We start from the raw sequence: 15,069 nt of genomic DNA on the forward strand, positions 1-15,069 counted from the left end.
GAGTTCCAGCTGCCGTCCCGACCCAGGTAGTTCCGCAGGCCAGCAGCTTTTGACGGATATATTCACGATGTCGAACGCAAGGAAACTGAGCTCCGACGAGCTTGGCCAGAAGGGTGAAGCGCGGTTTCGGGAGCTTTGCAGCGATGCGAAGCTCATCTGCAACAAGGCAGATTACGACCGAACGGGCTGGGATTTCATCGTCGAGTTTCCGCTTGAGGGGCCCGGGCCGGGCTCATCGTTGGACAAGCGGGCCACTCCCCTATCCTGCCACGTGCAGGTTAAGACCATGTGGTCCGACAATGACAGCTTCCAGGTCCGGCTATCCGCAATCGAGCGCTTGGCAAAAGAGCCTAAGCCAAGCTTTGTCTATGTGCTGAAAATCGGCGACGATCTCGAGCCGGTCGCGGCATATTTGATCCCTCTGCTCGACGAGGCATTGGCCAGAGTGCTTCGCCAGCTTCGCACGGCGACCGCTGAGGGACGGACCCGCATCAATCAAAGCCGTATCCGCTTTCCGCTGCTGGCGGAGCATATGATCGCTCCTTCTGGAGAGGCACTTCGAAGCACGCTCATCCGAGTTTGCGGCCCGGATTGCGACGTAGCCATCCGCAGGAAGGCCGAACAACTCAAGTCCCTCGGTTTCGAAGCCAACGCCTTTCAGGCCGAGACGACCTTTGTGCTAGAGAATGAGAACGAGATTGCTGACGTTCTTTTGGGCCTAAAGCCGGTGCAGATCGAGCAGTTTCGGGGATTTGAGACTCGCTTTCGCATCAAGCTTCCGGTCCCCGACATGAATGGCTCCGGCCTCATGCATATCCAGCCCAATCCAGTTGATCGCTGCCAGATCGTGGTTCGGGGCGCGGGATTTGCCATCCCGGCCAGCGTTCCGGCCGAGATCATCGTGCCGCCCATGCGGCTTGATAAGTTCAAGACGAAGTACCTCGTTCGCGCAGAACTGTTCGACATCGAAGTGACGCAGGCTGGGATGCAATTGAACACGAAGCCGGAAAGCATCAAGTCAGCCAAGCTTTCTCTAGGCGACTGGATCAACTTTTTCCGGATGATGACCATTTTTTCGGCGGGCGCGGCCACAGTCGAGATCGTACCAGCAAGCCTGCCGCGAGCGAGAATAACGACAAAGATTGGGACGTATCCCGACCACGAGCAAAGTGCGCGAATCTTGAGCGCATTCGAGAGCGTGGAGACTTTGATTAAGCTCGCCGGGGCCGAAGCCCCGCTGGTGTTGCTTGACGACGTCCTTCCCGCAGCGGAACGATACGTTGCCGTTGCAGGGTTATTCTCCGGCTTGAACTGCATACAGCCGCTCCGATTCAGAGCGAGTTGGCCGAAAGGCGCGCTTCCGGAAGAAATGGATGCTCTCTATATCGATGCCATCCAGGTTGCTGGCATCAAGCTCGCGTTTTCATGTATTGCAACGATGGTTCACGAGGCGGGGGATGGCGATGACATGGCTGTGCTTCAATGGGCATCACGGGCCGTCAAGGGCCACGAGGTCATCTCTGTTCGCAGCTACTTGGAGGATTACGACAAATTCGCCGAGCGCAGCAAATCGGAAACGGGGATCGATGCGGTGATGATGGCGACCTACGAAGAAGAGGGACCGACGCCCGGCTAGACCTGCAACGCGGTGGCGGTGCTCAAGCGAAGCTCTACTCCAGAGACGAACTTCGTTCAGCCCAAATATCCCTCTTATGAGAACCTACTACGTCGACGAGACAGGCTTTTCCAGGGAAGATCTGCTGGCCGCAGACCCGCCAATCTTGTGCAGGCGATCTCGTCAATGTCATTTGATTGGGGCAGCTCGCCGGTATCATCCCGCGTCAGAAGCCATCGCGATTAGTTGCGCGGGGATATCGGAATAGTGGCCAGCCTTCTCTACCCGCCGTACCAGCGTTGCAAATTCGGGCATTTTATCTTTCGCAATGCGCATCGCTTCATGCGTTCGCTTGTCGACATACGTCACATCCGCATAGGCCGCCAAACAACTAAGATGCGCGTCGTTCAAATCGCTACCCTTCCATTCTTTGGCGTCCGGCCTAAATCTATCGACACCGGATTGGACGATTTGCGACGGCAATCGCCTTGCAGAGACGATGGTTTTGAGTTTGTCCCAGGGCAATTGCGTCATGCGGTTAATCACCCGCAATTTGCCGCGAAACGCCCCGAGCGCGCCCACTTCGCCGACCGTTGTGTTTTCGTCGATATCGGATAGATCGATGCCGCTCGCTTTGAGAATCTTTAGTCCGGGATTATCGTGCGTTAAAGTACCGACGCCAAATCGCTGCACGGATTCCAAGAAAGTCGCCGACACGGCTTCCGCATCGGAAAGACGCCGATCGCCGCGCTTCTTGATGTCCTCGCTCAACGCATCTTGCATGGCGCTGAAGCGCTGTCGAATCTCCTCCGGACGACGGACATTTCCCCGCAGAAGGTCGACCACTTTCAGATGGGAAACCTCCGCAAAACCGGACCGGGAGATTGCCACGATTTCTCTGTCCCGCTCCTGTCGTTGAGCCAATTCGGGCTTCAAGAGCGGCCATGCTTCCATGAATGAACGGATGATCTCGGCACCGCTTCCCACCCGCAGAAGACCAGGAGCGACACTTTCGCGCACCTTCGTTGCATCCTTCGTCGGTGTATTGAAGGCAGCCTCGACCTCGAATGCCAGTATGTCAATGATCCCGCCAACGACATCCTCGCCGTGCGCCGATCGAACTGAAGCAACGAATGGCAGGGATTTGAGGTAGGAGACACGCTCGGCAACGACCTGATCGTCCCGATGCGAGAGCAGTTCCTGGATGTGATGCCAACTCAGGAGCAGGACGTTGTTGCTCGCATCGAACGCGCGCTGAAATTTCTCTGCGGCGCACTTTCGTTCGCCGTTCATCGATGCGCGATCACGGGCAATATCTCCGAGATGCGATGAATCGAGCGCGATAAATCTGGGTTTGAGGAGCAGTTGCATTGCGTAGAAAGCCGGGCGTCGTGGAGCTATCGCGCCCAATCGAGCCAAATTCCCACGTTCGGCCCCTGAGAGAATCGGCGAAGCTCTGACTATACTACCATGTTCGCGGTTTCGGGTGAATTCGCGCCGAACGGCGATCGTTGCCCCCAACAGTTCGAAAGGGATCCTCTTGACGGTCCCCAGGGAACCGCGAGATCAACGCTCAACGCGAGGCGCGCCATGCAAGACCCTACCAGCCAGTTTACGCTGACCTTCGAGCAACAGGATACGATTGCGCATCTGGATCGCCTGTTTGGCCATGCGGTCGCGAACCGCTATGTGGATTTTTGCCGCCTCGCGGGGTCGGCTACCGAACTCCACGTGAGCCGGCCCTTGGCGGCGCACGCGCTTCGAGAACTAGAGTCGATGATTCGGAGCTCGCTCAAGGTTCCGATGGAGGCCGAGCCAGAGCCTCCGGCTGACCAGCAGCGCGCCAAGGCCGAGGAAGCTCTGAAGGCCCTCGGGTATGACGATTCCGCCATTCGAGAGGCCCTCAAAAGGCTTGGCCCCCGCTCCACGCATGCGAGCGAAATCCGCACCATCGCGGAACGCCTCGGGCTGACCGGCGATAGCGAGGTCATCAAGGCATGGATCGATCTTTGCGAGATGTTCGGCCGGGCGCATGAGCGCTCGTTTCATCGCTCCCTGGCCGTCGATAACGCTTTTCGGCGAGACTTTCAGCGTCCTCTTGAGTACGTGCTGCGAAGCGTCGTGCTCGCCTTGCAAAAGCGCTATGCCGCCCTGATGCAGCGCGTTGAGCAAATTGCCGCCATGACGAACCATAGCGCCGCGGTTCGGCACTACGAGCGCGAAATACCCGGCGCGCTGCCCCTTCAGTGGCATTTCTTCCAAACGATCCAATCGCCCCGATGGTTGCCGTATCTGCTCCAACGCAATCTTACGAACGAACCCCTTGAAGCGGTCGATGGCGCGGGAACGAAGCATTTTCGCGAATGGCCGGTGGGACATTATCTCCTGAGTGTTGCCAAAGGATCCGACCGCGAGGCGGATCAATATATCGTGGAGGCCATTCGTCGGGTTGCGGAAAGCAGGCACCCCGACGTTCGCCAACAGGGACTTGAGGTGATTGCGGCGCTGCCGCCCGCGATCGCTGCGACCCTGGTTGATGTCGCCACCGGATGGCTCGATCCCGATGACGCCAATTTTTATCACACGGCGCCGCATGAGCTCATCAAGCGGCTTGCCGAGGGTGGGTATGCGGCAGAAGCGCTTGCTTTGACGAAAGCGGTATTCCAGGTGTTTGATCGCGGCGGCACCTTAGCGAGCCTGCACCCTGAGGGCATGTACGAACATCATCTCCCTCAAGCGGCAAAAGTATTGGTTCAAGCCGCCGGGCTGGCGGCGCTGGATGTGTTTTGCGATCTCCTGATCCGTTGCGAGACGATCGCGCATCGTTTTGGCGATGATGCACATGATGACTACAGCTATGTCACGCCGCATCCTCTGGCTGACAGCCAGATGGCGACCTACGGCATCACAGAGGGCCTCACCATTACCGTCCGCGACACTGCTCTGGCGTTGTGCGCGCAAACGCCCTCGCAGGCAAAAGCCGTCGTGGAGCGGCTCCTCACGCTCCCGCCAAAGCTGTTCAAACGTATCGCATTGCATGTCGCATCGAAACATGCCGCCGCGATACCGGATCTCGGCAAGGCGATGCTTCTTGATCCCGACTATATCGGTGAATCCTGGTGCGAGGACGAATACGCCGAACTTGCACGTGCGCGGTTTTCATCGCTCGCCACGGAGGATCAATCTGCCGTATTGAGGGCGATCGATGGATTACCTGCGACCTACCGTGACGGCTGGGCGCAGCGTTTCGAGGAGCATAAGGGCAGCGCGCCGACCGCCGCCGATATCCGGATATTTGACCTTAGCGTTGTGCGGGACGCCGTGTGGAAATGGAAGGATGCACTGCCGCTTGAGCGGCGGACGGCCGTCGAGAATGTTGCCCGAGAACTGGGAGCCCCCGACGACTGGAGGAAGAGGCTTTTCCCCGAGGATGTCAGCCCTGCCTCCATTACAGACTTGTCCTCCCTCCCCATCCCTGCCCTGGTTTCGTTCTTGCAGACGTGGATACCTGAGAAAGGAACTCGCCAGACCATGGCAGCTCTAGCCCAAAGGCTTAGGGCTGCGGTTGACAATGACCCGGTTCGATTTGCCGAGGCAGCCAATCGTTTTGAGCCGCTGCGTCCGATCTATGTGCGCCGGTTGCTCGAAGCCCTCGAGTTCAAGATGCGCGACGGCGTCGCAACCGCGGCATGGGGCCCGGTTCTCGATCTGCTTCATTCAATCACAGCCCGCCTCGCGCAAACTGAAAATCAAACGCCGATCGCCGAAGGAGATGATCCCGATTGGCTTTGGACTGTCTACGCAGCCATGTCTCTCCTGAAATCAGGATTGCGACAGGGCGCGGCGGGCATCCCTTACGAACATGCGTCCGTTGTTCTCAAGATCATCAAGTGCGCCTTCAACCATGTCCCACGGATCCCACATACGCCGGATTTCGAGGCCAATTTCTGGAAGCATCCTTATTTCTCGTCCGAGCAGTCGATATGGGGCTCCGCGATCGAGCTGATCGTCCTGTTCGTGTTCTGGTCAAGCAAGTTTGCCGAAGCAGATATCGCGGATGAGCCACGGTCGGCTCTGGAACGCCTTCCTGAGATTGGCGCTCTTCTTGAGGCAGCTCTTACAGAACGATCGGATGTGGGACGCATTCCGCGAGCCATAATGGGGCGTTACCTGAACTGGCTCGGGTATTTCGGCGAGGCTTGGCTAAAAGAACACATCCTCGATATCTTTCCAGTCGCCAACGCAGATTTTCGACGGGCCGCCTGGCTTGGTCATCTGATGAATTGCGACCGCCCAACCAGAGAACTCGTCGAACCCATGCTTCCCTGCTACCTCGACGAGATCGAGCGGCTATCGTCGGCAGAGCGGACACAAGAGAGCGATCAGCGCCAGCGCCGGCTTGGCGATTATATTATGATCCTGGTGCTATGGGGGGCTGCCCCGGATTCCTTAATGACAGCGTTTTGGGAAAAGGCGCCGCCACGCGCTCGGGCGCACTCCATTGCATTCCTCGGCCGGGAGCTCGCACTTCCCGCCGCAGACTTGCCGAGCGACATGAGACAGCGCGGGATTGCCTATTGGGAGAGCCGCCTGACGGCGGCGTTGGCTGCGGAAGACAAGGAGGCGTTTCAGGAGGAGTTGGGTGGCATCGGGCAGTGGTGCGGAAAGAACAATATCGACACAGCCTGGCTGTTGGATCAACTCTTGCGAATGCTCAGTGGTGGCCTTGTACCCAAGGTCGGCTACATGGTGACCGAGTGGCTCGGAACGGCCGCCGAAACACACCCTGATCGATCCGTCGCGGTCCTCCACGCGCTTCTGAACAGCCCGAAGCTGGATCGCTGGACATATATGACGCGCAAGGATGCAATCGAACAGATCTTGCGGGCGGGCCTCACGAGCGGCCAGCCTTCCACCGTCCAGCACGCGAAGGAGGCCATCAGTGTGCTATCGGTCTTGGGAGAAGCAAGCTATCTGTCCTTGCTTCGCGAACCTTCTTCGACCGACGCACATCGATGAACGAGACCAGACCAATTGAACCCTACCACTTCAAGGGATTCCTTCGCCTGGGCGAGGATAGCGTTGCCGTGAGCTTTCAAGCCCATGTAGACAGGCGCGGGGAACTTGTCATCAAGCTTGAGGAACTCCCGCTAACCGAGGAGACCCGCTTTATCCTGACGGAATGGCATCGGGAAGGAAGCCAGATCACCTATTTCAACCTTTCAGGAGAGGCGACGGATCATGTGGCTCTCGACACGGACCGCCTGTACTTCAATTCGATCGGTCCCCATTCGGACTCCGACCGAGGGGCCTATTTCGTGTTCGATGCGGCCTGCGAGATCGCGACGCTGAGACGCAAAGCTACGAGCCCGTCACCGGCCCCCGTCTATCTCCTAGCGCTTCAGGCATTTCAGTGTTTCCCGCAGGTCACGGCGACGTGCCCATTGGGCGAACTCGTGGCGGGCGGAGATGTCCGCGAGACAGACCTGCAGAATGTCACGGGCTATATCCAGATCCGAGCCCATGAGCGCCCGGCAGACCTTGCGCAGTGGCGCGCTGACGCCAAGCGGTTGCTTGACCATGTCCGCCGCGTGATGTCGTTTGCCTCCGGCGCCAACCTTGGCAATCCCTCCTTGACGTTCTTTTTGGACGACGACGTGGAAATCGCGGTTCAGCCCCATACGTCCCATCGTGCGTCCCTGATCCCATCCTTTCCGATGGTCGGCCGTGACGACATTTTCTCGGCGGCAGTCACCTCGTTCTTTACGCCGCCGTTCGATGTGAAGAACCTTTGGATGGCGCTGGAATGGATTGCGATGGAGGCGACATACAACGAAGTGCGTCTCGTCAATGCGATGACGGCACTGGAAAATCTCGTCAGCTCGAACACGCGGGATTCAGGGCAGCTCCTGAATGACGCACTTTTCGCAAAGCTGAAATCCACGCTCGCAGCGACGATCAAGGATTTCGCGGAAAAGAACGACTTCCAGACCCTTCGTCCCAAGCTTGCGGACGAGATGGTCACAAAGCTCGCCGAGCTACAGCGCCGCTCCCTGCGCCGCAAGCTCGATATTTTGTTAGAGCGCTGGTCGGTCCCTATGCAAGGCATCACCAAAGCGATGATCCGCGGCGCGTTCAATGCCCGAAACGAGATCATCCATGAGGGGCGCTACTACGTGGAAGGAGAGACGCGACCCGAGCTTTGGGGACACTACAGCGTTATTCGCGAGATCGTCACCCGGATGATCTTTAGTGCTATCGGCTTCAATGGCCGCTACGTCTCGCATCTCGGCGGCAACCACCAGGCCAGCTTTCCGCCTCAGGCAAGTTAGGTCGATCCATATAGCTTTCCTAGCCTTCCGCAGGAACGTCCTTCTCGGAGCAACGGAACGCTTCGTCGTCGCGTTCGAGCTTTTCGTGCGCGTCCTGCACCAGCTCTCCAATCTCATTCATGATCTCATCCATCGCTCGGACCGCAACCGTATTGTCCAGCGTGGGATGCAATTTCAGCAAAACCGCCGAAATCAGCAGAAGCGATATGGCGGTCGAATGCGCAGGATCGGCCAAGCCCGCGTTGCTTGGTCCCGCGAGCAGCGTGGTGGCGCCCTCCAATAGCCCCATCCTATGGAATATCCCTTTGGGATTGGCATGTACGTTATGACTTGCGAGGCGGTAATACGGGGAGAGATGCTGAATTTTCGCTGACGCTTGAATGTCGGCGATCGTCGGGTTCTCCTTGCCGAGGGCTTCGGCGGCCCAACCATAGCCGTTCCCAAACGCCGCGCCGAATTTGCCGATTGCTTCCTTATAGTCCTTCTCGATGTTTTCGATCGTTTGGTCGTCCATCGGCTGGATATGAAGCTGGGCTTCAAAGCGCCTGTACTGCCGGGCCGCTTTGCGGGCTTCGACGATTTCGTGCATACGATAGCGCTCGGACAGGCTCTCACCATGCTCCTCGAGCAGGCAGGCAACAGCGGCGATCTCGTGCATCGTGCGCCATCGTGCCATAGCGCCATCGGCAAATCCGCTACCGAGGAGACAGATCACCTCCTCCGTGATCTGGCAGGCGCGGGCATGTAGCCGGATGAGGAGGTCGAACGTGAGGGGCCGATCGCTTCCGCCGGCAGGGCGCAACGCGTTGTTGATGCCGCTGCCAAGCTCTCGGGAGATGGTACAAAGCATCCTTAACCGTTCTAGCCCCGGCCCCCACCGCAGGTTAAGGTTTCTCCGGAAGCGATCCAGTTCGCGCTTTTGAGCCCGTGCCTCATTTGGCCAGCGGCGCTTCATGCTTTCGAGAACAACTTCCGTGCCACGAACGGTCATCTCCCGAAGGAGCCCAGGCAGCGAATTCGAAAGCTGCTGCATCCTCTCTTCTGCCTTCCGGCCGTCCTCCTCCGTGAACTCAATCTGAATACCAGACAGCGCAGGTTCATCGACCGCGAAATCGACCGATGCGCTCGTCCCGTCCAATATGCGCAGCGCAAGCGCGTTCAATTTTGCCTTCGAAAGCTCTATATTTTGAGCCCGGAGCTTTTCGTCAAGCAGGTTAGCACAGATCTTGAGCGGCCACTCTCGCTCCAGAATGGCGTCGACCGTTTGCTGTAGTGATTTCATCTCGTGTGGCCTCTAGTCGGCTCTCGCGTCTTCAGCCGTAGCGTTTTGCGCCGGAGCGGGACATCCACGGGGTTCCCGAACCTTCAACGAGAACGTGCCTGTCAGATCGAACCCGACGAGCAACTTTCCGACCACGTGCACCCGACAACCATTCAGCGCCTCAGAGTAGCCAGCCCTCTCCGTTTCGAGCCGCCGCCTCAAATGTGCAAAGGCCTCGCGTTCATCCCCCTCATCGAAGAGCAATTGTGATGCGCTGGAGTTCGGATAGATCACGAGATGCCGATCGGACGCGTCCGATGTGCAGATCGATTTATCGCGCTTGCGAAGAATGGCATCCAGAATGTCGGAGGCCCAGGCAACCTTCGGTTGACTCGCGCCATCGGCGAACCTTCCGCCAAAGTCGCCGAGCAACATCAGGCTTTTGCCGCTTCTTTCAAATTCGGTCATTTCCCGCTGATCGTCAGGATGTGTTGCCTCGGTGATCTCAATCAGCGCCGCCCTGCCCGCGATTCCGAGCCGAGAGGTGAAATCGGGCGCTGGCGGTTCGGTCTTCGAGATCGCAATCGGGAGCTCGAACATCTGCACGCGAAGAGCCGCAGACAGGAAGTGACGCAGCACAAACCACTCTTTCGCTTCTTGGGTGCGCTTATTGGCCCCCGTGCGCGGACCGATATTTGTGCCGAGGTCCCCAAAGGCCGCATCAAGGTCGGAAGGCGACGTTATCTCAACTTTATCCATGGCCGCCCCCGCCCGATGGTTCAAGGCGCGCGAACGTCGGGTTTCAAACAGGCTTTGATTCGGGGTGTCAGACTAGCACATCCTTGCGAGCCTTCGGGATGCGCCGTCCTTACATCGGTGTGTCAGCCACATGCGGGCTCGGCAGGGCTGCTTGCGGCGACAGGTGAAACCGCGCGTCAAATCGCATAGAGTGAGTTCCCTTCAGGGGAGCTCAGAAAAAATTGTCCTACTACATCCAGAGCACATCTGACGGCACTGAGCCTAACCAAGTCCTCGGCGTATGGAAGGTCGATGAAGCCATAGCCAAGCGCGTCGATGTCATGGATTCCGAACTTGGACGGGTCAACGCCCCGCCGGGCAAGACCGCTCTCGAAACCCTGCGTGACTATTACCCTGGCGCAACGTTTGACGAGCTCGAGCTTGAGCCCGGCGAATACTACGCTAGGATGGCGCGGCCGATCCTCGGAGAAAGCCCGGGACGTAATCCGGACCAGAGTAGTGAGGCGATGAGCCGTCGCGCCAGCGCGAGCGGACAGCTCCACGCTCTCATCCAGCAGCTCGAGCAGATTTGCCGCGTCGTTCACCCCAAGGAGACAAACTTCCAAGCCTATGGACACGAAATCCGGAACGTGCTGGTCCTAGCATGCATGGAATTAGAAGCGCAATGGAAGGCCATTCTTGGACCCCACGGTGCGCGAGCCAAAAATACACAGGATTACGTCAAGCTTTGCGCTGCAATGAAGTTGGCCGACTACGCCGTCGAATTCCCGTATTACCCATGGATGCCGGAACGCCGCCCGTTTCAGGGGTGGCAGCACGGGACGATAGATCTGCCATGGTACGGCGCCTACAACTCCGTCAAGCACGATCGTGACAGCCATTTTCCTCAAGCCTCCCTCGATAATGCGTTCGAGGCCCTAACCGGCTTTTTCATCCTGCTTTGCGCGCAATACGGCTGGGATTTCGCACTCAAAGGAGACGCTGCGTCTCGCGCCTTCTTCTGCCTGAAGGCTTTTCCGCAATGGTCGCTCCGTGAATACTACCTCCCGCCATATGTCGGGGCCCTGAGAGAGCGAAAATATAGGTTTTAAAAACTGCGGGCTCGCACAGTGATAACTTTTCATTCTTCCCCATGCCGCAATGGACGGCAGCCCGATGGAATCAGCCCCTGACGAAAACGATATCCGACAAATGCTCGAACGCCTGCGCCCGCCCGCGTTCCCTGATGAGGTGTTCAACGCGGGCGACCCTGCCCTTGGCCAAATCCTGGACTGGAAGAGAAGCACCGCGAGCTCGGCGCTCGCGGGGTTGCTGACCGACCCGCAGTTCCATGGCAACACGATCCGTCTCGAATGGCTACAACGCTTGGTGCTGTCGAAGTCGACAGGTAAGCGTAAGCCGCAGCAACGCGATCTAAGCTCTGCCCTGAACGACGGTCTCGATCGATCCGGAGTCCTGCGCCTCGAAGATCCGATAGAGGATCTATTCTGCGATCGCATCGCAACGCGCCGCGGCGACCTCAGGATTTTCCTGGGCGTATGGGAGGGAGCAACCGCGTACACACAAACCCTGCTCGACGCCTTTGAAGCGCTCCCGGCAGGAGCCATGAAAGACAAGGCGCTGCGCTCGGCTTATGCGTTGCTTCAACTCAGTGAAGCACTCGCTGCGCGGGCAGACGTGGATCGGATAACGCAGTCTTCAGGGCAACCCGCCCGGCGGTTTACCGTCCCCGCGTCGGAGGACCTAAAACGCCTCGCGCGACGCGTCCGGTTTTCGGATGCCGATCTCAGGCGACTGGAAATTGACAAGGAAGCCTTGGCGTCGTTCCTCCTCCAATCCGGGCAAGAAGGATATGTTAGCGACCGGCCCGCAGGCGAAACGCCGCTTGAATACCATCCACTGGAAGCACACCCGTCCGGTATCACCGTTCTGATCCCCTCGAACCTCTCGGTCGCAGTCCGGGCCGTTCTGGTCAATGCTGCCAATACCGGTGGCATGGGCGAAGCGCTCCAGCAGGCTTTGCTTTTGGAACAGGAGGCGTACTCCGAACGCTCGGGATTTTGGCCCGTCTCATCCGTGAGGTTGTCAGCGCCCAACCAATACATGATGCGGGCCAGTGTGTGTGCCTACGCGCCCGGCCGGTTCCTGCATGTGCTTCAACTTCCGGCAACGTTCGACGATTTTCCCCGGCGCGGTTTCGGTTCGGTGCGGCGAGTTAGCCGCGAAGCAAGCCAATTTGTCGCGCAAGATATCGAGCGGTTTTGGAACTTTCTTCGTCAGCAGCCGGATTGCCGGCTGGGAGTAACAGTCCTTCTCCTTGGCGGCTGGGGAACACCCCACAGCATCGATCCGCCGATCAACGATGCGGACGCGCCGGCAAACTGGCTCTATCTGCCGCTCAGCTTCATGGATGCCGCGGTGCTCGGCGCCTGTGAGCATGGCAAACTCAGGAGCATTCTTCGAATGCTTCAACAGCTCACCTTGCTTGAGCAGGATGGCTTCACCTTTCAATACCTCAACGGCATCGCCAATCTCTTCGGCTTCTGGCGGACGACGGATGGCAATCTGATTCCGGAGCACTTGGCGCAAATCGAGCCGCCGTGCTCGTTATCACTTCCTACTGATGAACTGCTCGTTCCACGGCGAGAGGCCGCCCGACACCTCGATGTGCGGGCACTGCCAACGCTGCCGGCGGGCTTCAAGGTTGTCCAGCGCCTCGATTGGGACAATCCCTCAGACCTCAAGCCGATTTACGCAAGCCTGGAGGACGCTCGGCAAAATCGGCTGCTCGGTGCCAGCGTTTTCGGGCATCACGTCTGGTGGCTTGAGTGCTCTGAAAGCGGATCCTCCGACCGGAATTGGCGCTACCGCGTCTGGCACGCGCTCTTTCAATGGATCGCGGCAGTCGGGTCAATCCTCATTACTAAAATGGGTCATGCCTTCCCGGACGGCCCGCGCATGGTCGAGGTTATCATACCGCCGCGATTGCGGGGCGAACCAATCGATCCCGCCGGGCTCGGACGGCAGCATGCGCGCGATGCCTTGACTGTCCACTTGGCAACGGACGGCATCGCGGCACGGGTTGATGTTGGCGAGGCATGGCTTCAGCAACTGGGCGCGGCAGCGAACGATGCCGAAGTGGAGTTGATCGCAGCTGTTCTGGAGGGGCTGGCTGCCCCGGCGGCCGTAACACGCGCCGTTCTGGCAGAGGCGGTGCACGCGGCCATCGGATCGGCCGATTGGCGCTGGCTGCATATCCGAGAGTCCCTCACGCCGCTCGATTATCTTGCCGGCGCGGGACTTATCGGCGCCATGCGCGAGCCATCGCTTTCGGCGCATTCCGTTGCCAAATGCCAGTCAGTCTGGACGTTCTGGGATCGGTCGCGCGGCCTTGAGGTCACGGGGGAAGACAACTGCAAGGATTTTCTTGCCAATTACAGGTCGACGCTGCTTGCGGAATTGACCGCTCGCATTCGCGTCATGAACCGGCAAGAGCTCGTCATGGCATGCGCCGGCCAGTATCAGGCAGCGCGCGCCGAGCAGGAGCAGTGGCGCTCGACCATTCGCGCCATGCGTGCCATTCGCGGCACGGCCGCCGATGTCGCGGCATTCAAGCGGCAAAACGCCGTCAATTCCGTCGCCCGCGCCGCCAAAACCATCTGTGAAATTGCGGCATGCGATGCGGCGACCACCGGCGGCCTTATGCCGTATCGGGACGATTTGGACGAACTCTTCGCGTTGGCTTTGTTGATCGTCGGAAGTGGACAGCTCTTTGCGTTGATCGGCGCGGGCCTGCACGAACCTGAGCTTCGGATCAGTCCAGCCGGCGATCTCTTGAGCGACCATTCCGTGCAGACGACGGTCTTGCGGCCGACCGTAGAATTGATGAACCGGCGCGTTTTAGACGACGCCGCGGAATCCTACCTTCGCCGCAGGTCGCGGGAGCAGCCGGGCGGGCCAAGCGAACAAAGCGCCTGGACGCCCGCGCTGTGCGCGGCCATCGAAACGGAATATCAAACCCCGGTAGACAGTTTCATCAATCTGCAATACGCGCTTGTCCGCATGGCGGAAGCTCGACATGACGGTGTCTTCACGATGCGACGGAGCGAGCTCGCGAACGTCCTGAACGCGGACAAGGACTTCCCATCCGATGACGTTAACCGCTTCCTTGAGCGCCTCACGCTGCCAAGCCGCGCGCATTGGCTGGATATTCCGGCAGGCCTGTCCGAAGCGGACTTCAACCTGAGCCGTTTCGACCGCCCTTACTCCATCATCAATCGCCCCCTCGTGGCGCTTGACGAGAGCACTGACCCTCTGATCCTCATTGCGCCTTTATTCGTCAGCGACGCCTGCATGTACTCCTTCGCGGGGCTGAGGGAAGGTACCCTCAACAATACATATTGGACGTCGAACGCCGCGCGCGCCTATGCCGGTTCGCAAGGCCATGCCATGGGCGAGCGGTTTGAAGATGACGTTGGAGACCGTCTGCGCAAGCTCGGCTTGGACGTGTGGACGCGCCGGGCTCTTTCGTGGGCGCTCAACATGAAGGTTGATCCCGCGCTAGGAAACATCGATGTGCTCGCTGTTAGCCCGGATCGACGCCGCGTGTGGGTTATCGAGGCAAAGAACCTCAGGCTTTGCCGCACGGAAACCGAAATCGCATCACGTCTCTCCGAGTACCGCGGCCGCATGACCCGCGGCAGCAAGGGCCGCGAAGCGCCTGACAAGATGCTACGTCATATGCGGCGCGTCGAATTCATGAGGAGCAACGCCAAGGCCCTTTGCTCACGGCTCAAGCTGAACTCCCCTCCAGAGGTGCGTGGCCTGCTCGTGGTGGACGCTCCCCAGCCCATGAACTTCTTTGCGGCCGGACAACTCGCAGACGGGCAAACCGTTATGCTGGACGCGGTCGATGACTTTCAGTTTTGAATACGAATTTCGGATCCGCCCATGTTCGAGCATTTCCGCCGGTGAGCACAAGTATCGTCGCCCCGGCGGCCGATAGAAGTTGGGCTACTGATGAGCGTGGCGGCGTTCGCCAACATTCGCTACTGCTTATTCGACGGATATTCGACGACTTTTTCAAACCGGATCTAAGTCGT

General features: G+C 58.9%; 8 protein-coding genes. 5 read left to right on the forward strand and 3 right to left on the reverse strand.

All coding sequences use genetic code 11. The annotated features are described in order from the left end of the window. The first annotated feature begins 67 nt into the window (after nucleotides 1–67). Nucleotides 68–1,636, forward strand: coding sequence for a hypothetical protein (locus RAD15_RS06460; RefSeq protein WP_458175551.1), 1,569 nt, complete (start codon nucleotides 68–70; stop codon nucleotides 1,634–1,636). 195 nt (nucleotides 1,637–1,831) lie between these two features. Here the strand turns inward: RAD15_RS06460 and RAD15_RS06465 are convergent, their stop codons facing one another. Then, entirely contained in the window at nucleotides 1,832–2,986 is a 1,155-nt protein-coding gene (locus tag RAD15_RS06465; protein WP_458175553.1) for a hypothetical protein, read from the reverse strand. Nucleotides 2,987–3,205: 219 nt separating this feature from the next. Here RAD15_RS06465 and RAD15_RS06470 point away from each other — a divergent pair, with 219 nt between their 5' ends. After that, nucleotides 3,206–6,634: a hypothetical protein gene (locus RAD15_RS06470; RefSeq protein WP_458175555.1), complete on the forward strand. Its 3,429-nt coding sequence runs from the start codon at nucleotides 3,206–3,208 to the stop codon at nucleotides 6,632–6,634. Beyond that, nucleotides 6,631–7,947 carry a hypothetical protein gene (locus tag RAD15_RS06475; protein WP_458175557.1) on the forward strand — a complete coding sequence of 439 codons (1,317 nt, stop codon included), beginning with the start codon at nucleotides 6,631–6,633 and terminating at the stop codon, nucleotides 7,945–7,947. The genes RAD15_RS06470 and RAD15_RS06475 overlap by 4 nt, the downstream gene beginning before the upstream one ends. Nucleotides 7,948–7,966: 19 nt before the next feature. Here the strand turns inward: RAD15_RS06475 and RAD15_RS06480 are convergent, their stop codons facing one another. Then, on the reverse strand, nucleotides 7,967–9,229 hold the full coding sequence (locus RAD15_RS06480) for a DUF5677 domain-containing protein (protein ID WP_458175559.1): 1,263 nt from the start codon (nucleotides 9,227–9,229) through the stop codon (nucleotides 7,967–7,969). A 12-nt stretch (nucleotides 9,230–9,241) separates the two neighbouring features. After that, nucleotides 9,242–9,967 carry a hypothetical protein gene (locus tag RAD15_RS06485; protein ID WP_458175561.1) on the reverse strand — a complete coding sequence of 242 codons (726 nt, stop codon included), beginning with the start codon at nucleotides 9,965–9,967 and terminating at the stop codon, nucleotides 9,242–9,244. A 221-nt stretch (nucleotides 9,968–10,188) separates the two neighbouring features. Between RAD15_RS06485 and RAD15_RS06490 the strand changes: the two genes are divergently transcribed. Together RAD15_RS06490 and RAD15_RS06495 are read left to right on the forward strand one after the other, a co-directional pair. Beyond that, nucleotides 10,189–11,058 carry a hypothetical protein gene (locus RAD15_RS06490; protein ID WP_458175563.1) on the forward strand — a complete coding sequence of 290 codons (870 nt, stop codon included), beginning with the start codon at nucleotides 10,189–10,191 and terminating at the stop codon, nucleotides 11,056–11,058. A 100-nt stretch (nucleotides 11,059–11,158) separates the two neighbouring features. Then, nucleotides 11,159–14,896: a hypothetical protein gene (locus tag RAD15_RS06495; RefSeq protein ID WP_458175565.1), complete on the forward strand. Its 3,738-nt coding sequence runs from the start codon at nucleotides 11,159–11,161 to the stop codon at nucleotides 14,894–14,896. Nucleotides 14,897–15,069: the final 173 nt, after the last annotated feature.

The sequence above is a fragment of the Bradyrhizobium sp. 14AA genome (assembly GCF_054185205.1).